The sequence below is a fragment of the Citrobacter cronae genome, assembly GCF_016893685.1.
Lineage (GTDB): Bacteria > Pseudomonadota > Gammaproteobacteria > Enterobacterales > Enterobacteriaceae > Citrobacter > Citrobacter werkmanii.
Map to the genome: position 1 here is coordinate 2,651,099 of NZ_CP069763.1, position 25,824 is coordinate 2,676,922.

Genomic DNA, 25,824 nt, shown 5'->3' on the forward strand with positions numbered 1-25,824 from the left:
AGGATGAAAAGGATTAATGATGAAAATTGTAATTGCGCCAGATTCGTTTAAAGAGAGCTTAAGCGCCGAACAATGCTGCCAGGCAATTAAAGCTGGATTCTCAAGCATATTCCCGGATGCAGAATATATTTGTTTGCCTATTGCGGATGGCGGGGAGGGGACCGTGGATGCCATGGTGGCGGCGACTGGTGGAAAAGTGGTCTCGCTGGAGGTCTGTGGGCCGATGGGGGAAAAGGTCATGGGATTTTATGGCCTGACCGGTGATGGAAAGACCGCCATTATTGAAATGGCTGCGGCGAGTGGACTGATGCTAGTCGAACCGCAGGCGCGTAATCCGCTGCTGGCGTCAAGTTACGGTACTGGCGAACTGATTCGGCATGCGCTGGATGCCGGTATTCGTCATATTATCCTCGGTATCGGCGGGAGTGCGACAGTTGATGGCGGCATGGGGATGGCTCAGGCGCTGGGCGTGCGGTTTCTTGACGCGCAAGGGGCATCATTGAGGGCGGGAGGCGGTAGCTTGTCTCGCCTCGCGAGCATTGACCTGCAACAGTGCGATCCGCGGCTGACAGCATGTCGGATCGAAGTCGCTTGTGATGTGGACAACCCATTGGTTGGCCCGCGCGGCGCGGCAAGGGTATTTGGTCCGCAGAAGGGGGCGACGCCGGAAATGGTTGAGAAACTGGAGGAAGGGTTACTCAACTACGCGCATGTGCTGCAAGCGTTGACCGGTGAAGAGGTATCTCAGGTTGCGGGCGGTGGGGCGGCGGGCGGAATGGGCATCGCCGCGGCTATCTTTCTGCAGGCCATCATGAAACCAGGGATTGAGATTGTGCTGCAGGCTGTGCAACTGGAGCAGTCCATCAAAGATGCATCGCTGGTCATCACCGGCGAGGGACGTATTGATTCGCAAACGGTCGGGGGAAAAGCGCCAATCGGTGTTGCTTCTGTTGCTATGCAGCATCGTGTTCCGGTTATTGGTATCGCCGGGGTGCTGGGGGAAGGCGTGGAGGTGGTTCACGATCATGGTATTGATGCGGTATTCAGTATTTTGCCGCGACTCGCGCCATTGGCGGAAGTGCTGGCGAGCGGTGAAACCAACCTTTATTACTGCGCGCGTAATATTGCTTGCGCGATGAAGCTCGGTCAGGCGATGAATCTGCGTTAAGCATAAAAAAAGCCACGGTGTTAACCGTGGCAAAACCCAACATAGCTAAATAAAAAATTATCAGGCGGGCTGTTCGCCGTTAAATCTCTACATCCCGGTTGCAATCTTTGGAATAGATATAGCTGAATGCTTCGCCACGCCCCACGCCGTAACCCGCCTGCAGGGAGTACGCGCCCATAAAGATGTAGTCGCCTTTTTTCACCGGGACCCATTGGTTATCGAGGTTATAAACGCCCTGGCCTGAGAGAATATAAGCCCCATGTTCCTGTACATGCGTTTCGATATAACCATGGCTGGCGCCGGGTTCGAATGACAGAATATGCATATTCATATCGAAGCCTAATTCTTTAGGCAGGAAATCCAGCAGGATTACGTCATCCATGCCTTCATAATGAATACGTTCTAACTGGTTGGCATTACCGGAGACCAGCCATGGCGAATGGCCGGCCACCGGCGTATAACGCCGTTTGTATAAAAACAGTTGGCTGTCTTCTGTCTGGGCATTATTAAAGGTGAGCAGTTCACCTGGCGGGCAATACAGATATCCGCCCTGAGTCAAAGCAAATGTTTTACCTTCCGCTTTTGCCTCAACTTTGCCGGAAATAACATACACGAACGTTTCAATACCTTCGCCGCCAAAACCGCTGTGGTGGCCGCCGTTCTGGTGTAGGGTCACCAGATAGTCAACAAATGACGCGCCCAGTTTTGGCGTTGAGAGGATGGTGACGTCACAGTTTTCAAAACCCGGAATGATATTTTTAACCAGTCCGTCCGGGGTTAACAGGGCAAAGTTACCGTGTTTTACAATTGCGCGATTAGCCAGTAAATCATCGCGATAACCCGTGACGTTATTCAGATATCCCATGAATGGCTCCTTATTTCTGCCAGGCAAGTTGATGAAGCATTAATGCCAGAGTTTTGACCCCTTCGGCAAGGTCGTTAATGTTTGTGCGTTCAGCGGGGTTGTGGCTGATACCGTTAATGCTGGGAATGAAAATCATGCAGGTCGGTACACGAGGGGCAAAAATCTGCGCATCATGGCCCGCGCCACTGTGCATGACACGGTAGTTCAGTTGTTCCTTTTCACACAGTTCGGTAAGGGTGGAGACCAGTTTACTGTCCATCGGGACTGGCGTTTCATCCATCCACAAATCGATATCAATACCGATATCCATTTCATCACAGATGGCGCGCATGTCGTTTTCCAGTTGCTGAGTAAAATCACGCAGTACGTCGGCATCGGTATGACGGCAATCGATCGTGAAGGTCGTTTTTCCAGGCACCACGTTGACGGTGTTTGGCTGTGGCTCTACTTTACCAAAGGTCAGTACCAGAGGATCGCCATGCTTTTTGGCTTTCTCGATAGACTGGCTGCAGATGCGACTGAAAGCGTAAACGGTATCGCGACGGTAGCTCAGCGGCGTTGTACCCGCATGGTTGGATTCGCCGTTCAGCGTTACCGTATAGCGACGTTGGCCGACAATCGCGCTGACGACGCCTATCGACTGACCATTACTTTCAAGCACGCAACCTTGTTCGATGTGTAATTCAACGAAGGCTTTGATGTCATTACGAGCATGAAGCGGCTCTGCGGGGAGGGTAAAGCCGCAGGCGTTCATTGCGTCAACAAAACGGGTGCCTTTCGCGTCCTGGATGTTACGGACGTCATCAGGATTTGCCAGTCCAAAAATGTTTTTGCTGCCCCAGAAGACATACGGGAAACGGCTGCCTTCCTCTTCCGCCATGGAAACGACTTCGACCGTTTTCAGCGGGGCACCATAGGTGCTCTTGAGCCAGTCAACCGCGAGCCATGCCGCCAGCGCGCCAAACTGGCCGTCAAGATTGCCGCCGTTGACGACGGTATCAATATGCGAGCCGCTTAAAATGACCTGTTCCGGCGATTCGCTCCCGAGCAGACGACCGTATAAGTTGCCCACTTCATCAAAGCGCGTTTCCAGGCCACTGGCGTCCATACGCTTTTTGAATTGCTGTTGTGTTTCAAGCCATTCTGGCGAATACAGCAAGCGCGTCATCCCACCGGTAGGATCCGCGCCAAAGGAAGAGAGCCAGGGAAGGGTTTCTTCAATTGCGTGACGAAAATGGTTGATCATATGAAATTCCTGTTTCAATAATTATTGTGCAAAGGGATTCTTTGTTTCGTATGACTTGAGATAGAGGGCATCGGAAATCAGGTATTGATAAATATCGTCAACAATGTCGATACCATGGACCGCGGCATTGCGTTGATTAATATCTTGATCCTGTCCGGGGTAATAAACTTGTTTAAAGCCGGGGGCCGGAGTAATGTTATTTAACTCTTGCATGGTCTGGCTGAGGTGCTGGCGGAATAATTGGCTGGAGGAGAAAAAGTCGGGATTAATAACCAAATGCAGTTGGCCTAAATTCCGACCGGCATGTAAATCCTCATACATTGAACTGACCTGACGACCAAACGGTAATCCCAATAAAATGCCGGATAACACATCGATCATCATCATCAGGCCATAGCCTTTAGGCCCGGCCGCAGGTAGCAACGCATTGACAGCAAAGGGATTGGAAGTTGGCGCGCCGTTTTTATCGACTGCCCAGGTATTAGGAATCGGCTCGTTGCGGGAGCGGGCATCCAGAACTTTTCCCCATGCCTGCACCGTTGTCGCCATATCAAACGTCATGATGTCGTCGCCTTCTCCTGGCGCAGCGAAGGCTAACGGATTGGTACCGTAGTAAATATCTGCGCCGCCGAACGGTACCACCATCGGGTCGGACTGGCACACGGAGAGGCCGATCAGACCAGCGCGAGCGGCTTGCTGCACAAAGTAAGAAATGGCACCGCTGTGCCCCATTCGGCTAATGCCAACGACGGCGACACCATTTTTTTTAGCAATTTTAATGGCATGCTCCATACCCATCTTTGCTGCGACTTGCCCGGCGGCATTATCGGCATGCAAAATCGCTGTACAGGGACCGGTTTCTTCAAAACGAAATGTGGGTTCGCGGTTAGTGCCGCCTTTTGAAATGCGCTCAGCATAGTATTCAACGCGTACGGCGCCATGAGAGTGAATGCCTCTGGCATCGGCGTAAACCAATACCTCAGCAACCGTTGTGGCGTGCTCACGTTTTAGTCCGGCCTTGCAAAGCTTATTCTCGATAAGCTGGTGGAGTGTTTCCCGACTGATTTTCATCTGTCTTCCTTTTTAACGACGGTGTGAAGCATGACTGCCGTTAACATACCGGGAATAAAAATTGATTATGTGATCCAGACACACAAAAAAATATAGTTAGAATTTATTTGATAATCAGTATGGATTTGCCCTTTCTTTTTAAATAAATAATGCCGTTAGAAAATAATGTTTAATCTTCTGGTGGTTATTAAATTTATTTTGTTAATAATTCCAGTGTGATGCCAGTCACTCTATTTGTGATCCCAGATATATACCTTGAGCTACACATTAACACTACTCGTGCAATTGCCATGGGTGCAATTATTAAGGGGTTGTTATGATCCACGCCTTTATTAAAAAAGGGTGTTTTCAGGACTCTGTCAGTTTAATGATTATTTCACGCAAGCTGAGTGAGTCCGAAAATGTAGACGATGTATCGGTCATGATGGGAACGCCAGCGAATAAATCATTGCTGGAAACGACTGGGTTTTGGCATGACGATTTTAATAATGCGACGCCAAACGATATTTGCGTGGCGATTCGTACTGAAACGGCTGATGAAAGTATTACACAGGCCATTCTGCAACAACTGGATGAGTCGTTGCAGCAGCTGGCGCAGGCCACCGGTGGTAGCCAAACGCTCCTGCAGGTCAGACGCTGGGAAAGCGCGTGCCAGAAACTGCCTGAGGCGAATATGACGCTCATTTCCGTTGCCGGTGAATACGCGGCGGAACTGGCGAACCAGGCCTTGGATCGCAACCTGAACGTCATGATGTTCTCTGATAACGTTATCCTGGAAGATGAAATCGCTCTGAAGCGCCGTGCGCAGGATAAAGGTCTACTGGTGATGGGACCTGACTGCGGAACAGCCATGATTGCGGGTACGCCGCTGGCTTTTGCCAACGTGATGCCGGAAGGCAATATCGGTGTGCTGGGCGCCTCCGGGACAGGGATTCAGGAGCTCTGTTCACAGATAGCGCTGGCCGGGGAAGGCATCACCCACACCATCGGTCTGGGTGGACGCGACCTGAGCGCCGAGGTGGGGGGGATTAGCGCGCTTACCGCGCTGGAGATGCTTGGCGCAGACGACAAAAGCCAGGTGTTGGCTTTTGTGTCGAAACCGCCGGCGGAGGCTGTTCGCCAGCATATCGTGAACGCGATGAAGGCCACCGGCAAACCCGTGGTAGCTCTGTTTTTAGGTTACACCTCCGCGGTCGCTCGCGATGAAAATGTCTGGTTTGCCGCGACGCTGGACGATGCGGCCCGTCTGGCCTGTTTACTGGCGAGAGTCGCGGCGCGACGCAGCTCGCTTTCAACCACAGGTGACGGTGTGATCCGAGGGTTATACACCGGAGGTACGCTGGCCGCCGAAGCCGCTGGGCTGCTGGCCTCCCATCTGAATGTCGCCGCGGATGCACAACATCACCATGGCATGATGCTGGATGCCGCCGGGCACCAGATTATCGATCTGGGGGATGATTTTTACACCGTCGGGCGGCCGCATCCGATGATTGACCCTGCCTTACGTAATCAACTGATTACGGATCTGGGGGGGCAGCCGCAGGTACGCGTGCTGCTAGTTGATGTCGTGATTGGTTACGGCGCGACGGCAGATCCGGCCGCATCGCTGGTTCAGGCCTGGCAGAAGGCGTGCGCTGCGCGAGACCACGAGCAACCGCTGTATGCGATTGCGACGGTGACAGGTACAGAACGCGATCCGCAGTGTCGCTCACTGCAGATTGCCACACTGGAAGATGCCGGCATTGCCGTAGTGAATTCACTGCCCGAGGCAACGCTGCTTGCCGCCGAACTGATTCGTCCATCTCAACCGTTATCTGACAAATCCGCACCTTCGCTACTGGAAAAAGTGGCGGTCATCAATGCCGGGTTACGCAGTTTTGCACTGGATTTACAGGCTGCGGAAATGCCTGTGGTGCATTACCAGTGGGCGCCTGTCGCTGGCGGTAATAAGAAACTGGCTCGTTTATTAGAACGTTTGCAATAAGGGGTTCCAATGTTTACATCAGTGGCGCAAGCCAATGCTGCAGTAATCGAACAAATTCGTCGTGCGCGTCCACACTGGCTGGATGTGCAACCTGCCTCCTCATTAATCCGCGAGCTCAATGAAGGGAAAACGCTGCTGCATGCGGGACCGCCAATGCGTTGGCAAGAAATGACCGGTCCGATGAAAGGAGCCTGTATTGGTGCATGTCTGTTTGAAGGGTGGGCCAATGATGAGATGAGCGCGCTGGCTTTACTGGAGCAGGGCAAAGTCCGGTTCGTACCTTGCCACCATGTTAATGCTGTGGGGCCAATGGGGGGAATCACCTCTGCCAGCATGCCGATGCTGGTGGTGGAAAATATCACCGACGGTAACCGGGCTTACTGCAATCTCAACGAAGGGATTGGCAAAGTGATGCGCTTCGGCGCGTATGGTGAGGATGTCCAGCAGCGTTTACGTTGGATGCGCGATGTCCTGATGCCTGTTTTAAGCGCGGCGCTGGCCAATCTGGAACAGGGTATTGATCTGACCGCCATGATGGCGCAGGGCATTACGATGGGCGATGAGTTTCATCAGCGCAACATTGCCTCTTCAGCTCTACTGATGCGAACCCTGGCGCCGCAAATTGCCCGTCTGGAACATGATAAGCAGCAGATTGCTGAGGTGATGGATTTCCTCAGCGTGACCGACCAGTTCTTCCTTAACCTGGCGATGGCTTACTGCAAAGCGGCAATGGATGCCGGGGCACTGGTGCGTTCCGGCAGTATTGTGACCGCAATGACCCGTAATGGCGACATGTTCGGGATCCGGGTGAGCGGACTTGGCGATCGCTGGTTTACCGCGCCGGTTAACACACCGCAGGGGCTGTTCTTTACCGGCTTCTCGCAGGAACAAGCTAACCCGGATATGGGCGATAGCGCCATCACCGAAACCTTTGGGATTGGCGGTGCCGCGATGATCGCGGCCCCTGGCGTAACGCGGTTTGTCGGCGCCGGAGGAATGGAGGCCGCGAAGTCCGTTTCCGAGGAGATGGCTGAAATCTATCTGGAACGCAATATGCAGTTGCAGATCCCTGGCTGGGATTTCCAGGGGGCTTGCCTTGGTCTTGATATCCGTCGCGTCGTGGAAACAGGTATTACGCCGCTGATCAACACGGGTATTGCCCATAAAGAAGCCGGTATTGGTCAGATCGGCGCGGGCACCGTTCGTGCGCCGCTGGCCTGCTTTGAGCTGGCTCTGGAAGCGCTGGCTGAAAGTATGGGCATTAGCTAAGAGAGCCGCGCATGATGATCATCCGTCCTCTGATGGGCAGTCAGCAGTCTCCGGATTTTCGCCAGTCATGGCAGCTATCCGGGATCTGGCGGCGCTCGATTAACCTTGTGGCCGAAGGGGGCGCACTGTTAACGCTGCACCGCCAGGGCAGTGGTTTTAGCCCGGGAGGATGGGTGATCCGTGCGTCTGACTTTGATGCGCTGCGTACGGCGTTAAGCGGTAGCGAAACCCCTCAGGCTGTCCCCGAGGGGATTGTGCTGGGACCGTTTCTGTTACGCCAACCGCAGCGTTGTTGTTCGTTGAAAATAACGTCCCGTCCACATGCCCCGCGCCTTGCATCCGCCTGGATGGATCGCGGCGAGGAAACGGGATTATTCGGGCCGTTAATGCTGGCGGCAAATTTGCCTTTGTGCCCCGAGTTACGTCAGTTCCGCCATTGCTTTTTCTCGGCGCTGGCTGGCTTGTCGACAGACTGGCGGCAGTGGTTAGGCAAGGGGCCAGGTTTAACGCCCAGCCATGATGATACGCTGACCGGAATGCTGCTGGCCGCCTGGTATTTCGGCGCGCTGAATAAGGATTCCGGCCATCGTTTCTTTGAGTATTCCGGCAATCTTCAACTGGCGACGACTGTGGTTAGCGTGAGCTACTTACGCTACGCGGCATTAGGGTACTTCGCTTCACCTTTGCTCCACTTCACTCATGCTTTGGGCCGACACCAAAGGATGGACGCGGCGATAAATTCGCTGCTGGCGCTCGGGCATACCTCCGGCGCAGACACCTTGTTGGGGTTCTGGCTTGGGCAACAAATTATAGAAGGATAGGGAATGAAAACGCTGGTTGTTGCTCTTGGCGGCAACGCATTATTGCAGCGCGGCGAGGCGCTGACGGCAGAAAATCAATATCGTAATATTGCCAGCGCCGTACCTGCCCTGGCGCGTCTGACACGTTCGTACCGCTTGGCCATCGTACATGGCAATGGGCCGCAGGTTGGTCTGTTGTCGTTACAGAATCTTGCCTGGAAAGAGGTTGAACCTTACCCGCTGGATGTGCTGGTGGCAGAGACTCAGGGCATGATTGGTTATATGTTGGCGCAAAGTCTGACCGCTGAACCGGAGATGCCGCCGGTGACCACAGTGTTAACGCGAATTGTGGTGTCTGAAGACGATCCCGCGTTTATGGCGCCGGAAAAATTTATCGGCCCGGTGTATTCGCCTGAAGAACAAACGCAACTGGAAGCCACCTACGGCTGGCATATGAAACGTGACGGCAAATACCTGCGTCGTGTTGTCGCCTCGCCTGAGCCTCGCCAGATCGTCGAAAGCGATGCCATTAAGCTCTTGCTCAAAGAAGGCCATGTGGTGATTTGTAGCGGCGGTGGCGGCGTGCCGGTGACCGGGGAAGGGGTAGGGTCTGAAGCGGTCATTGATAAGGATCTGGCGGCGGCATTGCTGGCTGAACAGATCGATGCCGACGGTCTGGTTATCCTCACCGATGCTGATGCGGTCTATGAGAACTGGGGCACGCCAGAGCAACGTGCGATTCGTCAAGCCTCTCCTGATGAACTGGCGCCGTTTGCTAAAGCCGATGGTTCGATGGGGCCAAAGGTGACAGCCGTAAGCGGATACGTGAAGCGACGTGGAAAACCCGCGTGGATTGGCGCGCTGTCTCGCATTGAAGACACGTTGGCGGGGAAAGCCGGAACCTGCATTCGTCTGTAAAAGTAACGGGAGGCGTGCGCAGGCGCACCTCCCGTATCGGTTTATTTCAGCTTTGACTGCGCCCAGATGATGCCGCTGGCATATTCCGGCGGCAGCAGGGGAGTGAGCGCTTCCAGCGTGGCGCTAAGGCGCGCGGTATCGCTGTCGCTCAGGTTCAGGTGTCCCACCTTACGCCCTTCGCGTACCTCTTTGTCATACCAGTGCAGATGCACCAGCGGCAGCTTCAGCCAGTCATAGTTCAGGTCGCTGCCGATCAGGTTTACCATCACCGAAGGATTGTTCACCACCGGCGTCGGCAACGGCAGGCCGGTAATGGCGCGCAGGTGCAGTTCAAACTGGCTGATGCTGGCGCCGTTTTGCGTCCAGTGCCCGCTGTTGTGTACGCGCGGAGCCAGTTCATTGATCAGCAAACCTTCCGGGGTGATGAAACACTCCATCGCCATCACACCGACATAGCCCAGCTCCTGCATGATGGCAGAGAGCATCGCTTCGGCCTGCGCCTGTTGTTTAGCGTTAGCCTGCGGAAATACCACGCTGGTGCGCAGAATGCCGTCCTGATGCAGGTTATGAGTCAGCGGATAGAAGACGGTGCTGCCGTCGTGCGCACGCGCGCCAACCAGCGAGACTTCACCGGAGAAGTTGATTCCTCGCTCGACGATGCACTCGCCGTAGCAGTCGTCTGGCAGTTGTTCGGTTTCATTCGCGCGTAAACGCCACTGTCCACGACCGTCGTAGCCGCCGATGCGACGCTTCACAATCGCCAACTCGCCGAGTTTGTCAAACACCGCAGACCATTCGCTTTTATCCGCCAGCAGTTGCCATGGCGCGGTCGCCAGGTTGAGTTTGTCAAAAAGCTGTTTTTGCGTCAGACGGTCAGCAATAATCGGAAAGACGTCGCGGTTAACAAACGCCGGGTGACGCGCCAGTTCGCGAGTGAGCGCCGTTTCCGGCCAGCGCTCAATCTCAGCGGTAATCACGCTTTGTTGAAAAGGAACGGCAGCGGGTTCGGCGTCCAGCCCGACGGGCCAGACCGCAATCCCCAGCGGCTCACCGGCCTGACGCAGCATGCGTCCTAGCTGACCATTGCCGAGTACACAGACCTGCTTCATGCGACACCTCGCGGGTCCGGGTTCTCCAGTACCTCATCGGTTTGCGCTTTACGCCACTCAGCCAGACGCTGATGCAATTCTTTGTCGTGTGTGGCCAGAATTTGCGCGGCCAGCAGGGCCGCATTGGCTGCGCCCGCTTTGCCGATCGCCAGCGTGCCCACCGGAATACCGCGAGGCATCTGTACGATGGAGTAGAGACTGTCTACGCCGCTCAACGCTGCGCTTTGTACCGGAACGCCTAAAACAGGCACCAGCGTTTTCGCCGCAATCATTCCTGGCAAATGTGCAGCACCACCGGCACCGGCAATAATCACCTGATAACCGTTTTCTTCAGCGCCTTCGGCGAAACTGAACAGTTTGTCTGGGGTACGGTGGGCGGAGACGACCTCAACATGGTGTGGAACGTCCAGCATTTCGAAGATTTCGGCGGCGAACTGCATGGTAGCCCAGTCGCTTTTGGACCCCATCACGATGGCGACACGCGCCGGATTATTGCGGGAAGACATGCGTCTGAAAACTCCTGTGGTGCACTACACTCGACTTTTGAGGGCACAGAGAATAGCATAATTCACCGTCAAGGAAAACGATTGCGCGCTTTACACTTCACTCTTCAAGCTGCCTCTTTGTTGGCTGCATCTACTCACCCCAGTCACTTACTTTAGTCAGCTCCAGGGGATTCACGGATTTGCCGCCTCGATGCAACTCGAATAGTTTTGTGTAAAGAGGAACGGGCTATTTGCAGAATTAAAACGGGAATGCGATCAGTTCAACGTCGTGTGGTGTGACTTTGATCATCGAACCTTCGCTGTGCCAGGCGCCTAATACAACGCGGAAGGCGGGTTGCCCATTGGCCGTAAGTTCGTGGACTGCCGGACGGTGGGTATGACCGTGAATTAACCACTGGGCCTGATGTTTTTCCAGCTCGGCAATAACGGTCTGCTGATTCACATCCATGATCTCCAGCGACTTACTGCTGTTGGCTGCTTTGCTGTTGGCGCGCATTTTCGCGGCAATACGTTGGCGAATGAACAATGGCAGGGCGAGGAATAGTTTTTGTAGCCAGTGTTGATGCACTTTGGCGCGAAACGCCTGATAGCCAGCATCGTCGGTGCATAACGTATCGCCATGCATGATCAGCACCTTGCGACCATACAGATCGAGCACTTTCTCTTCGGGCAGTAAGGTCATGCCGCTCTCACGGGCAAAACGTTTGCCGAGCAGAAAATCACGGTTGCCGTGAATAAAAAAGCAGGGAAGGCCGGAATCAACCAGTGCTTTTATCGCCGCGGCTATTTGATGATGCAGCGGATTAGGATCGTCGTCGCCAATCCAGGCTTCGAACAGGTCGCCGAGAATGTACAGCGCATCGGCTTGTCGCGCATCACCGGCTAAAAAACGCAGAAAACCGGCGGTGATCGCCGGTTCTTCTGTGCAGAGGTGAAGATCTGCAATAAACAGTGTCGCCACGATTACTCGCTGACGGTCACGTTTTCGATGATGACGTCTTCTTTCGGCACATCCTGATGCATACCGCTGCGACCAGTGGAAACGCCTTTGATTTTATCAACCACGTCCATGCCTTCAACAACTTCAGCAAACACGCAGTAACCCCAACCCTGCATGCTTTCGCCAGAGAAGTTCAGGAAGTCATTGTCAGCAACGTTGATGAAGAACTGTGCGGTTGCGGAGTGCGGAGCCTGAGTACGCGCCATTGCCAGCGTACCACGGGTGTTTTTCAGACCGTTGTTCGCTTCGTTTTTGATCGCTTCTTTCGTGGCTTTTTGCTTCATGCCCGGCTCGAAACCACCGCCCTGGATCATGAAACCGTTAATAACACGGTGGAAAATGGTGTTGTTATAAAAACCTTCGCGGCAGTAGTCCAGGAAGTTTTTAACTGTTTCAGGCGCTTTATCATCAAACGTTTTGATTACGATATCGCCGTGATTAGTGTGGAAAGTAACCATTTTTGCATCCTGTTCCGATAGATTGGTGCTTCGACCCTGTTAAGGGTCAGAGTTAGGGGGGTGTTATAGCATAACCGCAAGCTGCGATCACCTTGCAAAGTGTGCTGCTTCGATTACGAATAATATGTATTATACGGATATTATTACCCACACACGTCTACACGGAATCTTCGATGTTAAAAATCTTTAATACACTGACGCGCCAAAAAGAGGAATTCAAACCTATTCATGCCGGGGAAGTCGGCATGTACGTGTGTGGTATTACCGTTTACGATCTCTGTCATATTGGCCACGGACGTACTTTCGTTTCTTTCGACGTCGTTGCGCGTTATCTGCGCTTCCTCGGTTATAAGCTGAAGTATGTGCGCAACATTACCGATATCGACGACAAAATCATCAAGCGCGCGAATGAAAACGGCGAGAGCTTTGTCGCGCTGGTCGATCGTATGATTGCGGAAATGCATAGCGATTTCGATGCGCTGAATATTCTGCGCCCCGATCTGGAACCTCGCGCTACGCATCATATTGCCGAGATTATTGAGATTACCGAACAGCTGATCGCCAAAGGTCACGCCTATGTTGCCGATAATGGCGACGTGATGTTCGATGTCCCGACTGATCCGAACTACGGTCAGTTGTCACGCCAGGATCTGGATCAACTGCAGGCAGGCGCACGCGTTGACGTGGTTGACGTGAAGCGCAACCCGATGGACTTCGTGCTATGGAAAATGTCCAAAGAGGGTGAACCGAGCTGGCCATCTCCGTGGGGCGCTGGTCGTCCGGGCTGGCATATCGAGTGTTCGGCGATGAACTGCAAACAGTTGGGCAACCATTTTGATATTCACGGTGGCGGCTCCGACCTGATGTTCCCGCACCATGAAAACGAAATTGCCCAGTCCACCTGTGCGCACGATGGCGAATACGTGAACTACTGGATGCACTCCGGGATGGTGATGGTTGACCGCGAGAAAATGTCCAAATCGCTGGGCAACTTCTTTACCGTGCGCGACGTGCTGAAATACTACGACGCCGAAACCATTCGCTACTTCCTGATGTCGGGGCATTACCGTAGCCAGTTGAACTACAGCGAAGAGAACCTGAAACAGGCGCGTTCTGCGCTGGAACGTCTGTACACTGCGCTGCGCGGCACTGACAAATCCGTTGCCCCTGCGGGTGGCGAGGCCTTTGAAGCGCGTTTCATTGAAGCGATGGATGACGACTTCAATACCCCGGAAGCATACTCCGTGCTGTTTGATATGGCGCGTGAAGTTAACCGTCTGAAGGGTGAAGATATGGCGGCGGCTAACGGTATGGCTGCGCATCTGCGTAAGCTCTCCAGCGTGCTGGGCTTGCTGGAACAGGATCCAGAAGTATTCCTGCAAAGCGGCGCGCAGGCGGATGACGGTGAAGTCGCCGAAATTGAAGCGTTAATCCAGCAGCGTCTGGACGCCCGTAAGGCGAAAGACTGGGCGGCGGCCGACGCCGCGCGTGACCGTCTCAACGAGATGGGCATCGTGCTGGAAGATGGTCCGCAGGGCACCACCTGGCGTCGTAAGTAACTCTGTAATGCCCGGTGGCGCCTACGCTTACCGGGCCTACAAAAGAGCGAGTGTAGGCCGGATAAGACGCAGCGCGTCGCATCCGGCAGATTAATATTTTCGATACCACCACAGCACACCCATCATCATCATTCCCGGTAGCCACACCCATAATAATTCCGAAATAATCACCTGATGCCCGTAAGGAGTCGCGTAGCGTGACAGCGCGAACGGCGCGACTTTAATCACCTGCCACGGCGCGAAAAAGCGTTCATCCGACCACGGCCACAGCCAGCCGACGCCTCTGCCGCCGGTGGTGACAGAATCCAGCACACTGTGCGATAGCAGTGAAACTGTCAGGAATAGCCAGCAGCGAATCAATCCGGCTTTAAACCATCGTCGGCCAATCAATACGCAAAGTAGCGGCACGACAAACGCGAACAGCAGTGAGTGGGTAAATCCACGGTGGCCAAACACATTGCCGTAGGCGACGCCAAGCTTAAATGACAGCACGTCGGCATCCGGCAGCATCGCCAGAATGACGCCAGTAAACAGTAATCGTGGGGGGATGACTTTAAGTCCGAGACCTAATCCTAAACAGAGTGGAACGGCCGCGTGAGTAACGATGGTTGGCATGATGTTCGCTTCATGTGGGAAAACGACATGCTAACTGTTCACTGTGAAGTGGGGATGAAGTTATTATCTGAAAATGAGACGGGGAAGCGGCCGGACAGGGCGTTAACCTCATCCGGCACTTGGGTCACGCTACGATGTTAATGCTGTGGCCTTCAAAGCTGACGGTCTGTCCGGCAACGATTTTACAGCGTTTGCGCGTTTCAACCGCGCCATCGACCTTCACCAAGCCTTCGCCAATAGCGATCTTTGCCTGGGCGCCGCTTTCGCTCCAGCCTTCCAGCTTCAGCAAATCGCAGAGTTCAACGTGTGGGTGCTTACCCAGTGAAAATGTGGCCATCTTAAACGTCCTTTACATCATGGTATTCAACACACGCCTGTAGCGTGTTTTCGATAAGTGTGGCGACAGTCATTGGGCCTACGCCGCCCGGTACTGGCGTGATATATGACGCACGTGCGGCTGCATCTTCAAAGACCACATCGCCCACTACTTTACCATTCTCCAGACGGTTGATGCCGACATCAATCACAATCGCACCTTCTTTGATCCACTCGCCGGGTATAAAGCCCGGTTTGCCGACAGCAACAATCAGCAGGTCCGCATGCTCTACGTGGCGACGCAGATCTTTGGTGAATCGGTGGGTGACCGTAGTGGTGCAACCAGCCAGCAGCAGCTCCATGCTCATCGGGCGACCGACAATATTTGAAGCGCCAATCACTACGGCGTTCAGACCATAGGTATCGATGTTGTAACGCTCAAGCAGAGTGACAATCCCGCGCGGAGTACATGGACGCAGACGCGGCGCGCGTTGACACAGACGACCAACGTTATACGGGTGGAAACCGTCTACGTCTTTATCTGGTGCGATGCGTTCCAGCACCTTAACGTTGTCGATACCTGCCGGTAATGGCAGTTGTACCAGGATACCGTCGATGGTGGTATCTGCGTTGAGCGTATCGATCAGCTCAAGAAGCTCCGCCTCGCTGGTGGTTTCAGGCAGGTCATATGAGCGGGAGACAAACCCCACTTCGTCACAGGCTTTGCGTTTACTCGCGACATAAATCTGCGAAGCCGGATTGCTGCCTACCAGCACAACAGCCAGGCCCGGGGCGCGTAATCCAGCCGCTAAACGCGCCTGAACTTTTTGAGCAACCTCAGAGCGCACCTGCTGCGCAATCGTTTTACCGTCAATAATCTTTGCTGCCATCAGAGAGAGGATTCCATCTGTTACGTTAAATCGAAGGGGATGTCACTATTTTGTCAGAAGCAGAACGTGCTGTCAGTTTTCGTTTGCGTTTTTACGTGCGATCGCGGGGAGAGCGGTCAGTGAGCAGGGCGGTTTAGTCGCTGAAGCCCTGCGCATCATTCATGATCATGCTAATTAAATTTAACGTCAATGAAACAACTCATCACCCTGGTGTTTTCAAGGTTAATGCACCATAAACCAGTCTGTTACGTTTGATTATGATGTCTTTACCTCATTTTTACTCGGATTTTTCCTGGATCCCAATAAGAATTAGCCAGGGCCATTAAAAGGATTTGCAGGTATTTTTCATTAATTTAAATGTTTAATTTAACGCTGTGACGAAATAGTCATATTCGCGAAGATTAATTAGTGAATCAAATACTCGGAGAGTTGGGTAAAGGTTAGCTAATTCTCTTGCGATATATATCTTTACAGGATGCAGAGATAATTCGCCTGACATTTAATGTCGATAATGATTCAAACGGATCCCGCAGGACGCCGGAGCCGGATGTGTGTAATTCAAGGGAAATCCATGAAACGTAAATTAATAGCCTCTTCTGTTATTGCCAGCCTGATGTTAGTCGCGGGCGCAGCGGTTGCGGCCGATCCGGCGGCGACCGATCCGGTAAGCGTTAGCGGCGGTACCGTGCATTTTGAAGGTGAACTGGTCAATGCAGCCTGTGCCGTCAGCACTCAGTCATCCGATCAGGTTGTTACGTTAGGCCAGTATCGTACCGCCAGTTTTACTGCAGTCGGTGATACCACGGCACAAATCCCGTTCACTATCGTACTGAACGACTGCGACCCGAAAGTGGCTGCGACCGCCGCGGTTGCTTTCTCTGGCCAGACCGACATCACTAACAATAACCTGCTGGCCGTTTCCTCCTCGGATAACAGCACTACCGCGGGCGGTGTAGGGATTGAAATTCTGGACAATACGTCCACCGCGCTGAAGCCGGATGGAGCAACCTTCTCTACCGCTCAGGCGCTGGTAGAAGGGACCAACACCCTGCGTTTCTCTGCCCGTTATAAAGCGACCGCGACCAGCGCTACGCCGGGTCAGGCGAATGCCGACGCGACGTTTATCATGAAGTACGAATAAGCCGTTCAGATTCGCGCAAGGATGATGTTCGCCTCATTGGATGAGGCAATATCCGGGGATGAAAAAGGATGCGGCAGATGATAGGGAAAGGCGTGGCGCTGGCGGGAATGCTGTGCGTAATGCCTGCGCTTGCTCATACGGTAATACTGGAAAGCGGACGCCTCCACTTACGGGGACAGCTCGTTAACGGCGCCTGTACGGTCGCCACCGACAGCCAGAATTTGCGGGTGCAAATGGGGCAATATCGTACCAATGCCTTCTCCGGAACGGGAAGCTTTGCCTCTACCAGCGTACCGTTTTCACTGCGATTAACATCGTGCAGTTCTGATGTTTATGACCACGTCGGGATTGCGTTTGCCGGTGTGACGCCAGCGGAAGATCCGCAGGTTTTTCTGGCCAGCGGCGATGCGTCTGCATCTTCTGGGGTTGGTCTGGCGTTATTTGACGAGCGACAACGGCAAATAATTCCTAATGCGCTACCGCTTCATTACGCGCCGATTATCACCCAAGAGATGACGTTTCATTTCACTGCTCGCTATCGGGCCGTCTCGGAAAATATCACACCGGGAATACTTCGTTCAGACGTGTGGTTTACGTTGGTTTATCCCTGATTTATTTCCCAACGATAATCGCATCAAAGGTATTTGTAGCTATGTTTAATAATCTAAAATCAGGTTTTATCCTTTTACTGGCCTTATTTTCTGCTGCCAGTGTGCAGGCAGCCGGCGGCATTGCATTAGGCGCTACCCGTGTTATTTATCCAGCTGATGCCAAGCAAACTTCGCTGTCTATTAGCAATAGCGATACCAAAGAACGTTACCTGGTAAATTCATGGATCGAGAATAGCGCAGGGGTTAAAGAAAAATCGTTTGTCGTGACGCCTCCGTTGTTTGTCAGTGAGGCTAAAAGTGAAAACACGTTGCGTATCATCTACGCAGGCGCGCCGCTGCCAAAAGACCGTGAATCGCTGTTCTGGATGAACGTGAAAGCCATTCCGTCAGTCAACAAGAACAGCCTTGAGGGTAAAAACGTTCTGCAGCTGGCGATTTTGTCGCGCATTAAACTTTTTGTCCGCCCAAATAATCTGCCGCACATCCCGGAAGATGCCCCCGGCATGCTGCAGTTTTCCCGTTCCGGCAACCACCTGAAAATCAACAATCCGTCTGCGTATTACGTCACTCTGGTCAACCTCACTGTGGGGAAAACGAAGATCGATAACGTCATGGTTGCGCCAAAAAGCGATACGCAGGTGCTGCTGCCAACGGGCGTACAGGGCAACGTTACCTTCCAGACGGTCAATGATTATGGCGCGGTGACCACCGCTCAAACGGTAAGCGTGCGTTGAGATAACGATGAATAAGACAACGTATTTTCCTGACCTGTTACCGGGGGTTACGCCACCGCTGGCGGGGGTGGCGTTGTCCACGCTGGCGGCGCTTTTTCCCTCTTTAAGCCATGGGGAAAGCTATTTCAATCCGGCATTTTTATCTGCGGATACGGCAACCGTGGCGGATTTATCACGTTTTGAAAAAGGTAATCATCAGCCTGAAGGCGTTTATCGTGTGGATATCTGGCGCAATGATGAATTCGTTGCTACCCAGGACATTCATTTTGCCAGCAGTGCGGGAAAGGCAGGGGAGAAGTCTGGCGGACTGATGCCATGCTTTGGACTCGACTGGGTAAAACGCCTGGGCGTTAATATTGCCGCGTTTCCGGCACTCAGTCAGGATCCGAACGCGACCTGTATCAATTTGCCTGAGGCGATTCCCGGCAGTGAAATTGCCTTTGATTTTTCTACTTTGCGCTTAAACATCAGTCTGCCGCAGGCGTCGATGTTAAACAGCGCGCGCGGCTACATTCCACCGGACGAATGGGATGAAGGGATCCCGGCGGCGCTGATTAACTATAACTTTACCGGCAGCCGTGGGAGCGATACTGACAGCTATTTCCTGAGCATGTTGAGTGGCCTGAACTATGGACCCTGGCGGCTAAGGAACAACGGCGCGTGGAGCTATTCCAAAGGTGACGGATACCATTCACAAAGCTGGAAAAACATCGGTACATGGCTTCAGCGCGCGGTTATCCCGCTGAAGGGTGAACTGGTGATGGGCGACAGCAATACCGGAAATGACGTTTTTGACAGCGTCGGTTTTCGTGGCGCGCGACTCTATTCCTCAGACAGCATGTATCCCGACAGCTTACAAGGCTACGCGCCTACCGTACGTGGCATTGCGCGTACCGCAGCGAAACTGACTATTCGTCAGAATGGCTACGTGATTTATCAAAGTTATGTTTCACCGGGCGCTTTTGCGATAACCGATCTTAACCCGACCTCCTCCAGCGGTGACCTTGAGGTGACGGTGGATGAGAAAGACGGTAGCCAGCAGCGCTATACGGTGCCGTACTCCACGGTTCCGTTGTTACAGCGAGAAGGGCGTTTCAAGTATGACGTAGTTGCCGGGGATTTTCGCAGCGGCAATAGCCAGCAATCCTCACCGTTCTTTTTCCAGGGAACATTAATCGCCGGGTTACCAGAGGGGTATACCGCTTATGGTGGTACGCAGTTAGCCTCACGTTACACTGCGGTGGTTTTAGGTACTGGCCGAAATCTGGGGGATTGGGGGGCAGTTTCCGTCGATTTAACCCATGCGCGCAGCCAACTGGCGGATGACAGTACGCACCAGGGGCAGTCTCTGCGTTTCCTGTATGCGAAGTCATTGAACAATTTTGGCACTAACTTTCAGCTGTTGGGCTACCGCTACTCTACGCGTGGTTTCTATACCCTCGACGACGTCGCGTATCGCAGTATGGAAGGCTATGAGTACGAATACGACAGCGAAGGCAATCGCCACGACGTGCCGGATGTGAAGAGTTACCACAATCTGAGCTACAGCAAGAAAGGCCGTTTTCAGATCAACATTTCGCAGAATCTGGGGGATTACGGATCGCTGTATATCTCAGGTAGCCAGCAAACGTACTGGAATACCTCAGACACCAATACCTGGTATCAACTGGGCTATGCCAGTGGTTGGCAGGGGATTAGCTATTCACTCTCCTGGTCGTGGAATGAATCAGTCGGCATCTCCGACACCGACCGCATTATGGCGTTCAATATGTCAATCCCGTTCAGCCTGCTGAGCGGGCGGCGTTACTCGCGTGATAATGCCTTCGATCGCACCTACGCCACCTTTAATGCCAACCGCAATAGCAACGGACAAAATAGCTGGCAGAGCGGGATCGGCGGTACGTTGCTGGATGGCCGTAACCTGAGCTATAGCGTGAATCAGGGTCACAGCAGTACTAATGGTTACAGCGGAAACGCCAGCGCTAACTGGCAGGCGGCCTATGGCACGCTGGGCGTGGGATACAACTACGACCGCGACCAGCATGACTACAACTGGCAGCTCGCCGGCGGTGTGATAGGACATGAGGACGGCATTACGCTTAGTCAGCCGCTCGGCGATACCAATGTGTTGATCAAAGCGCCAGGCGCTCAGGGCGTGCGGATAGAAAACCAGACCGGCGTGCAGACCGACTGGCGTGGATACGCGGTGATGCCGTATGCCACCGTCTATCGCTATAACCGCGTCGCGTTAGACACCAATTCGATGAACAACAATACCGATGTGGAAAACAACGTCAGCAGCGTCGTGCCAACGCAAGGAGCATTGGTGCGAGCGGCGTTTGATACACGTATCGGTGTGCGGGCGCTGATGACGGCGAAATATGCCGGTAAACCTGTGCCATTTGGCTCCGTGGTACGTGAAAACACCAGCGGCGTGACCAGTATGGTGGGTGAAGACGGGCAAATTTACCTGAGCGGCCTGCCGCTTAAAGGCGAGTTGCTGATCCAATGGGGGGAAGGCGCAAAAGCTCGTTGCGTGGCGCATTATGCCTTGCCTGAAGAGAGCCTGAAACAGGCGGTGACGCTCACGAATGTGACGTGCGAATCACCAGCGGCACGACGGGAATAATACGATGAAACGACAAACAGGTTTGTTACTGGCAAGCGCGTTACTGCTGATGGCGCAACCGTCCTGGGCAACGGTCTGCCAAAATTCGAATGGCACACCAACGGATGTTTTTTACGATCTGTCGAATGTCTTTAACAGCAGCAACAACCAGCCGGGACAGGTGGTGACGTTGCCGGAAAAATCAGGCTGGATTGGCGTTAATGCCACCTGTCCGGCAGGGACGACGGTGGATTATACCTATCGAAGCTATGTCACTGAACTTCCGGTTCAAAGTACCGAGGGCGGTTTTCAGTACCTGAAACTCAATGACTACCTGCTGGGGGCTATGAGCATCACCGACAGTTACGCCGGGTTGTTTTATCCCCCGCGTAACTATATCCGCATGGGGACTCACCCTAACGTGCCGAAGCAGCAACCTTTTGGCGTAATGGATTCAAAGCTGGTGTTTAAACTCAAAGTGATCCGCTCATTTATTAATATGGTGCCTATTCCCCGGCAGACGATGTTCAGAGTCTATGTCACCACCAGTACCGGAGATGCGCTGAGTACGCCGGTTTACACCATTAGCTACAGCGGTAAGGTGGAGGTTCCACAAAACTGCGAAGTGAACGCCGGGCAGATTGTCGAGTTTGATTTTGGCGATATTGGCGCATCGCTGTTTAGCAAGGCGGGCGCGGGCAACAAGCCCGAAGGCATCAATCCGCAGACTAAAACGGTGGCCATAAAATGCACCAACGTTGCCGCTCAGGCCTACTTGACCATGCGGGTAGAAGCGGAGAAAGCCTCCGGGCAAATGATGGTTTCAAACAACCCGGATTTAGGTTTCATTGTTGCCGACAGCAGCGGTAATCCGCTAACGCCTAACAATCTGTCCAGCACTATTCCATTTCAACTGGACGACAACGCCGCGGCGAGTGTTGGGATCCGGACATGGCCGGTCAGCGTGACGGGTAATAAACCCACGGAAGGACCTTTTACTGCCCGTGGCTATCTGCGAGTGGACTATGACTAATAAGCAAAAGCCCGCCGCATGGGCATTTCTGGCGATTATGCCGATGCTGGCATTCAGCGCGTTATGCCAGGCCGCCTCGTCGCTGGGAGAAATCAATATTGAACTGCGCGGTAACGTGGTGGATTTTACCTGCGCGGTGATTGCCAGCGACAGCAATAAGTCGGTTGATTTAGGCACCTGGCCGACAAAGCAGTTACAGAACAGCGGAGACACCACCCAACCGGTCTCGTTTAAGCTGAAGCTTGAAGGCTGTCCGCCGGGATCCGCGTCGATAACGTTCTCCGGGACCCCGGCCCCAGGTACTACGCTACTGGCGCTCGATAACGCGCTTATGGCGCAAAAGGTGGCGATTGAGCTGCGCGATAGCGACCGGACGCGATTGCCGCTTGAGCAGGCCAGCCAGACCGTCGGTATTGATGAGAATGGCAATGCCACGCTGACTTTTTTTGCCAACTATATCGCGCTGGCTGATGGGGTGCAGCCCGGGGTCGCCAGGGCCGATGCCACGTTTATGATTAACTATAACTGATCATTGCGCTGACAAAACACTCCCGAACGACACCTCGCCGGGAGTGTTGTTACATTAATTCATGCATTTTGGCGTAGTCGATCAGTTCAACGATGGTATGCAAACCGAGCTTGGAGTAGATATTAGCTTTGTGAGCGCTAATCGTTTTATTACTGAGTAGCAACTGCTCAGCAATTTCCTTGTTGGATAGCCCGTTTGCCAGATAACGTAAAACCGTCACCTCGCGGTTAGAGAGCGGCATATCATTTAATACACCTTTTTGCACATTTACATTGTTAATAAAGTTCAGTGTATCCGAAGGGAAAAAAGAATATCCTGATAAAATCATTTTTACCGCATTGTAGATATCATTTAGATCCTTTCGTTTACTGACAAAACCATTTGCCCCAGCGCGAATAGCGCGCCCGGCATAAAAAGACTCAGATTTTGAAGACAGAAATAGCACCCGAGTATTCTCCTGCAATGATTTTATTCTCTTGAGTAATGTAAAGCCATCAGAGCCAGGCAGTTCAATATCCAGGATGACAAGATCGACAGGGTACGTGCGTAGATGTTCTATTGCCGCGCGGCTGTCATCGGTTTTCAGCACAACCTGAATATTACTGTTTTTTTCGAGGAGTACTTCTATCGACATTCTGACAATAGGGTGTTCGTCCATAATGATAACGGATGCTGGTTTCATTGTTGTATGCCTCAAACTGTTTGCGTATCTTGCGAATTTGATAAAACATCAGGCGTTATAATATTGTCAAATAGCCAAGAGTTGTTCTGAGGAGAACCGAATAAATACTATTTCGTCCTTGTTTATTCGGTTGTTCTTCTACAGAACAATGAATTTGTGGAACATCCATTTCACACTGGAAAAACTAACAATTAATCAGGAAACAGTGAGGATTATACCTGCTCCGCTCTTTCGGAAAAGACTTACAACATCCCGAACGTTAATGGCAGTTAGGATGTTCTGAAAGATCCAGATGTGTTAATGACTATTGGCATTATTTATATGTGGTTCGAATTATGGCAGATTGAAAATTTATTTTAAATAGTAAAAACGATACAATAAGCTAATTGTTTAGGTTTTGTTAAGTCAGCGGGAGCACTATTTTCGAGCGATGTACGCAGAAACAGTAAGGTTAAGTGTGGAAGAGGTGGTCTCTATAATACCAGGAATAGTTGTAAATATTAAATATTTGTGAAAATTGGATCAATTTTCTCATGCTAAAATAAGTAATTTCCTAAAAAATCTTACTGGACATAGGGTTATGGTGTTAAATTAAATGATGAGAGGTAACGTTTAGACGATGTATCAGATGCAAAAAGCGCTGCCGGTTTGGTAATCCCAGGCGGGTAATCAACTGGTTCAGGCGATAGATGATGCGGTGGTAGGGTTGTGTCTGTAACTGAGCAATCTTTTTTAAGGAGTTACCTTGTAAAAGTAAGGTCACCATCTCCCAATCGACCTGCTTTATGCGCCTCGAATGAATATAATTTAGCACCGGGGATAATAACGCCTGACGCATCTCTGGGAGGTGTAGACTGCGTGATAAGATATAAAATGGGCCAGACAGTGATATAAAGGTTTTAAGATCTTCATCATGACTGGAAAGCAATATGAAGATTTGGATATCATTCCGCTGTTTAAGTAGTTGGCGCAGGTACTGAAGAATATCGAAGTAAGAGCTTGTTAAGCCTTCCATATCAACCACTAACTGACTAATGACCGACTTTTGCAGGCAGACCAGCGCCGATTCAATGGACCGGAAGATCGCGGTGCGCGTGCCTGAGAATAAATGGCGGCTCAGTGTATAGGCAAGATAATAGTCCCCTGTAATAATCGCCTGAGATATAGTATCGCCCGGTATGGTGTATTCGATTTTTTGCGCCAGATACTCGATTTGGTCGAATACTTGTGAGGTACAGTGGGGATATTGATGGGTACAGTTAGCGTTTCGTATACGGCGATGTCGTTCCCGGCGTTTTGCGCTGTGCATCCGTTTCCATTCCATTTCTGTTGCGGCAGCTCTGGATAAATTGCTGACAACAAACATCCCTGACCCAAATTTTTCCAGCGCGACGGTGAGTTCCCTTGTGCCGTTGGGTTTCAATGTCTTCAACAATCACCAGACTGGCAATTGAGTATCCCATCAGAATAATCTGCCGGAAGTTTTCTGATGTCTTACTCAATGCCCAAAAGATCGTTTTATCCAGTTCAACCTCTCTCTGGGGTTAGTTAAAATATTACCGGGTGTACCTTTCGGTTACCTCATGAATTGTATGACTGGATTATTCTGGCAGTCAGCTGCCAGGTACAGTAGGAGCCGATACTTAATTGATGGTGAGATATTTCTCAATAAAAAATTAGGCGGAGAGGTTCCACCTAATTTTGTAGAAAGTTCAGATGCGCACGGATGTATCTTAAGAATTGCTGATCGTTTTTCACGTGCAGCTTTTTCATAATGCTGCGACGGGTTGCTTTGGCATGGATATCGCTGATTGAGAGCAGGTGAGCGGTTTCGGCTAACGTATATCCGCTGGCAAGAAACATTAAGAACTGGCGCTCTGCAATAGAAAAGTTGCGGGTGGTACAGTAATGGCAGATAGTCGCCGGTACGCTGTTGCGTAACGCGCGTTTTTGCAAGATGAGGACTAATTTTTTGGTGATCTCGTCAACGTCATCTTCCCGATAGATCAGTGGCAACATGTACAGGCAGGGCCGGAACATCAGCTTATCTTTATCGTTTCTGTTGCAGATCACCACCCGGTGTTGGCGCCTGGTGTGAACCGGAACCTGATAGCATTCGGCGCTGAGCCAATCTTCATCCAGTGAGATAAACGCGATGTCGGCGCGATCGATCTCCTCGACAGGCAAAAAACTAATCTCCTGATGCCACTGACTTGCCAGATGGGAAATAATGATTTTCAGCCCGTGTTCGAAGTGACTATTTTCTTCCTTGATGGCGATACTTAACATTGAAGAGTTCCTGAACCGCTGGAAAGAGGGTAAGGGAATGTTAAGCAAAATCATAAATATTCTAAATACATGTATCCTTAAATCTGGCGCTATGCGGGCTGAGTTGTTACCAGGTGATTTCCTGGATACCCTTGAACGACCAGAAAAAATCAACATTCGTACACTTCACCAGCAACTGAAACAAAAGGCATTGACTCAGCAAGCGCTGACCGTATAATTCACGCGTTTCTCTGCATGAAGTTATCACTTCACAATGCGCCCTTAGCTCAGTTGGATAGAGCAACGGCCTTCTAAGCCGTAGGTCGTAGGTTCGAATCCTACAGGGCGTACCATTTCAACGTAAGCCCAATTCTTAGCTTCTGCGTACCGCTACGACTTTTCCTTCTCCAGCCATATTTCTACTTCATTAAGACTGCGTTGCACA

26 protein-coding genes and 1 tRNA gene are annotated in these 25,824 nt (G+C 52.1%); 14 read left to right on the plus strand and 13 right to left on the minus strand.

Features of this window, described 5'->3' with window-relative positions:
• Positions 1 to 19 precede the first annotated feature (19 nt).
• Positions 20 to 1,168, plus strand: a complete 1,149-nt coding sequence (glxK, locus tag JSN25_RS11225) for a glycerate 3-kinase (protein ID WP_185655914.1) — start codon at positions 20 to 22, stop codon at positions 1,166 to 1,168.
• A 79-nt stretch (positions 1,169 to 1,247) separates the two neighbouring features.
• Here glxK and allE read toward each other — a convergent pair whose 3' ends face one another.
• From allE to allD, 3 genes are read right to left on the minus strand one after another with little or no spacing between them, the layout of a single operon-like run.
• Positions 1,248 to 2,033 (minus strand): (S)-ureidoglycine aminohydrolase, encoded by a 786-nt coding sequence (gene allE, locus JSN25_RS11230; RefSeq protein WP_121528705.1) that lies wholly within the window; start codon positions 2,031 to 2,033, stop codon positions 1,248 to 1,250.
• Positions 2,034 to 2,043: 10 nt separating this feature from the next.
• A complete protein-coding gene (gene allC / locus JSN25_RS11235; RefSeq protein ID WP_061381596.1) occupies positions 2,044 to 3,279 on the minus strand; it encodes an allantoate deiminase in 1,236 nt (411 codons plus the stop codon).
• Positions 3,280 to 3,300: 21 nt separating this feature from the next.
• Positions 3,301 to 4,350, minus strand: coding sequence for an ureidoglycolate dehydrogenase (allD, locus tag JSN25_RS11240; RefSeq protein ID WP_160955626.1), 1,050 nt, complete (start codon positions 4,348 to 4,350; stop codon positions 3,301 to 3,303).
• A 316-nt stretch (positions 4,351 to 4,666) separates the two neighbouring features.
• Here allD and JSN25_RS11245 point away from each other — a divergent pair, with 316 nt between their 5' ends.
• The 4 genes from JSN25_RS11245 to JSN25_RS11260 are packed head-to-tail and all read left to right on the plus strand — an operon-like array spanning position 4,667 to position 9,321.
• Positions 4,667 to 6,334, plus strand: a complete 1,668-nt coding sequence (locus JSN25_RS11245) for an acyl-CoA synthetase FdrA (RefSeq protein WP_204524938.1) — start codon at positions 4,667 to 4,669, stop codon at positions 6,332 to 6,334.
• A gap of 9 nt (positions 6,335 to 6,343) precedes the next feature.
• Positions 6,344 to 7,603 (plus strand): YlbE family protein, encoded by a 1,260-nt coding sequence (locus JSN25_RS11250; protein ID WP_038638468.1) that lies wholly within the window; start codon positions 6,344 to 6,346, stop codon positions 7,601 to 7,603.
• 11 nt (positions 7,604 to 7,614) lie between these two features.
• Positions 7,615 to 8,424, plus strand: coding sequence for an oxamate carbamoyltransferase subunit AllH family protein (locus tag JSN25_RS11255; protein ID WP_069323997.1), 810 nt, complete (start codon positions 7,615 to 7,617; stop codon positions 8,422 to 8,424).
• A gap of 3 nt (positions 8,425 to 8,427) precedes the next feature.
• Positions 8,428 to 9,321, plus strand: a complete 894-nt coding sequence (locus tag JSN25_RS11260; protein WP_199966109.1) for a carbamate kinase — start codon at positions 8,428 to 8,430, stop codon at positions 9,319 to 9,321.
• A 41-nt stretch (positions 9,322 to 9,362) separates the two neighbouring features.
• On the opposite strand, the gene purK is transcribed toward JSN25_RS11260, so the two are convergent.
• From purK to ppiB, 4 genes are all read right to left on the minus strand, one after another.
• A complete protein-coding gene (purK, locus tag JSN25_RS11265; protein WP_085047595.1) occupies positions 9,363 to 10,430 on the minus strand; it encodes a 5-(carboxyamino)imidazole ribonucleotide synthase in 1,068 nt (355 codons plus the stop codon).
• Entirely contained in the window at positions 10,427 to 10,936 is a 510-nt protein-coding gene (gene purE / locus JSN25_RS11270) for a 5-(carboxyamino)imidazole ribonucleotide mutase (RefSeq protein ID WP_042309959.1), read from the minus strand. Before purE ends, purK begins: the two co-directional genes overlap by 4 nt.
• 238 nt (positions 10,937 to 11,174) lie before the next feature.
• The gene (gene lpxH, locus JSN25_RS11275; protein WP_199966111.1) at positions 11,175 to 11,897 is read right to left on the minus strand and encodes a UDP-2,3-diacylglucosamine diphosphatase; all 723 of its coding nucleotides are present in this window, start codon (positions 11,895 to 11,897) and stop codon (positions 11,175 to 11,177) included.
• 2 nt (positions 11,898 to 11,899) lie between these two features.
• Positions 11,900 to 12,394, minus strand: coding sequence for a peptidylprolyl isomerase B (ppiB, locus tag JSN25_RS11280; protein ID WP_003021875.1), 495 nt, complete (start codon positions 12,392 to 12,394; stop codon positions 11,900 to 11,902).
• 173 nt (positions 12,395 to 12,567) lie between these two features.
• Here ppiB and cysS point away from each other — a divergent pair, with 173 nt between their 5' ends.
• Complete coding sequence (gene cysS, locus JSN25_RS11285) at positions 12,568 to 13,953, plus strand: cysteine--tRNA ligase (protein WP_204524939.1); 1,386 nt, start codon at positions 12,568 to 12,570, stop codon at positions 13,951 to 13,953.
• 90 nt (positions 13,954 to 14,043) lie between these two features.
• Here cysS and JSN25_RS11290 read toward each other — a convergent pair whose 3' ends face one another.
• The 3 genes from JSN25_RS11290 to folD form a co-directional block, all read right to left on the minus strand.
• On the minus strand, positions 14,044 to 14,568 hold the full coding sequence (locus tag JSN25_RS11290; RefSeq protein WP_204524940.1) for a metal-dependent hydrolase: 525 nt from the start codon (positions 14,566 to 14,568) through the stop codon (positions 14,044 to 14,046).
• A gap of 124 nt (positions 14,569 to 14,692) precedes the next feature.
• Complete coding sequence (gene ybcJ / locus JSN25_RS11295) at positions 14,693 to 14,905, minus strand: ribosome-associated protein YbcJ (protein WP_085047592.1); 213 nt, start codon at positions 14,903 to 14,905, stop codon at positions 14,693 to 14,695.
• A gap of 1 nt (position 14,906) precedes the next feature.
• Entirely contained in the window at positions 14,907 to 15,773 is an 867-nt protein-coding gene (folD, locus tag JSN25_RS11300; protein WP_003021887.1) for a bifunctional methylenetetrahydrofolate dehydrogenase/methenyltetrahydrofolate cyclohydrolase FolD, read from the minus strand.
• Between the two features lie 571 nt (positions 15,774 to 16,344).
• Between folD and fimA the strand changes: the two genes are divergently transcribed.
• The 6 genes from fimA to sfmF all read left to right on the plus strand — a co-directional run bounded on the left by fimA (position 16,345) and on the right by sfmF (position 22,429).
• Positions 16,345 to 16,914: a type 1 fimbrial major subunit FimA gene (fimA, locus tag JSN25_RS11305; RefSeq protein WP_038638492.1), complete on the plus strand. Its 570-nt coding sequence runs from the start codon at positions 16,345 to 16,347 to the stop codon at positions 16,912 to 16,914.
• A 77-nt stretch (positions 16,915 to 16,991) separates the two neighbouring features.
• On the plus strand, positions 16,992 to 17,525 hold the full coding sequence (gene fimI / locus JSN25_RS11310; RefSeq protein ID WP_087857085.1) for a type 1 fimbrial protein subunit FimI: 534 nt from the start codon (positions 16,992 to 16,994) through the stop codon (positions 17,523 to 17,525).
• 41 nt (positions 17,526 to 17,566) lie between these two features.
• Positions 17,567 to 18,259: a type 1 fimbria chaperone FimC gene (fimC, locus tag JSN25_RS11315; RefSeq protein WP_038638498.1), complete on the plus strand. Its 693-nt coding sequence runs from the start codon at positions 17,567 to 17,569 to the stop codon at positions 18,257 to 18,259.
• Positions 18,260 to 18,266: 7 nt separating this feature from the next.
• Positions 18,267 to 20,888 (plus strand): fimbrial biogenesis usher protein, encoded by a 2,622-nt coding sequence (locus tag JSN25_RS11320; RefSeq protein WP_085047589.1) that lies wholly within the window; start codon positions 18,267 to 18,269, stop codon positions 20,886 to 20,888.
• 4 nt (positions 20,889 to 20,892) lie between these two features.
• Entirely contained in the window at positions 20,893 to 21,900 is a 1,008-nt protein-coding gene (gene fimH, locus JSN25_RS11325) for a type 1 fimbria D-mannose specific adhesin FimH (RefSeq protein WP_038638504.1), read from the plus strand.
• A complete protein-coding gene (sfmF, locus tag JSN25_RS11330) occupies positions 21,893 to 22,429 on the plus strand; it encodes a fimbria assembly protein (protein WP_085047587.1) in 537 nt (178 codons plus the stop codon). The genes fimH and sfmF overlap by 8 nt, the downstream gene beginning before the upstream one ends.
• Positions 22,430 to 22,478: 49 nt before the next feature.
• Here sfmF and fimZ read toward each other — a convergent pair whose 3' ends face one another.
• The 3 genes from fimZ to fimW form a co-directional block, all read right to left on the minus strand.
• On the minus strand, positions 22,479 to 23,111 hold the full coding sequence (fimZ, locus tag JSN25_RS11335) for a fimbria biosynthesis transcriptional regulator FimZ (RefSeq protein ID WP_038638509.1): 633 nt from the start codon (positions 23,109 to 23,111) through the stop codon (positions 22,479 to 22,481).
• A 586-nt stretch (positions 23,112 to 23,697) separates the two neighbouring features.
• Positions 23,698 to 24,420: a fimbria biosynthesis regulator FimY gene (fimY, locus tag JSN25_RS11340; RefSeq protein ID WP_085047586.1), complete on the minus strand. Its 723-nt coding sequence runs from the start codon at positions 24,418 to 24,420 to the stop codon at positions 23,698 to 23,700.
• A gap of 386 nt (positions 24,421 to 24,806) precedes the next feature.
• On the minus strand, positions 24,807 to 25,400 hold the full coding sequence (fimW, locus tag JSN25_RS11345; protein WP_085047585.1) for a fimbria biosynthesis transcriptional regulator FimW: 594 nt from the start codon (positions 25,398 to 25,400) through the stop codon (positions 24,807 to 24,809).
• Between the two features lie 37 nt (positions 25,401 to 25,437).
• Here fimW and JSN25_RS11350 point away from each other — a divergent pair, with 37 nt between their 5' ends.
• Both JSN25_RS11350 and JSN25_RS11355 read left to right on the plus strand, forming a co-directional pair.
• Positions 25,438 to 25,617 carry a hypothetical protein gene (locus JSN25_RS11350; RefSeq protein ID WP_069324008.1) on the plus strand — a complete coding sequence of 60 codons (180 nt, stop codon included), beginning with the start codon at positions 25,438 to 25,440 and terminating at the stop codon, positions 25,615 to 25,617.
• Positions 25,618 to 25,655: 38 nt separating this feature from the next.
• Positions 25,656 to 25,732 (plus strand) — tRNA-Arg (locus JSN25_RS11355).
• The last annotated feature ends 92 nt before the right edge of the window (positions 25,733 to 25,824 follow it).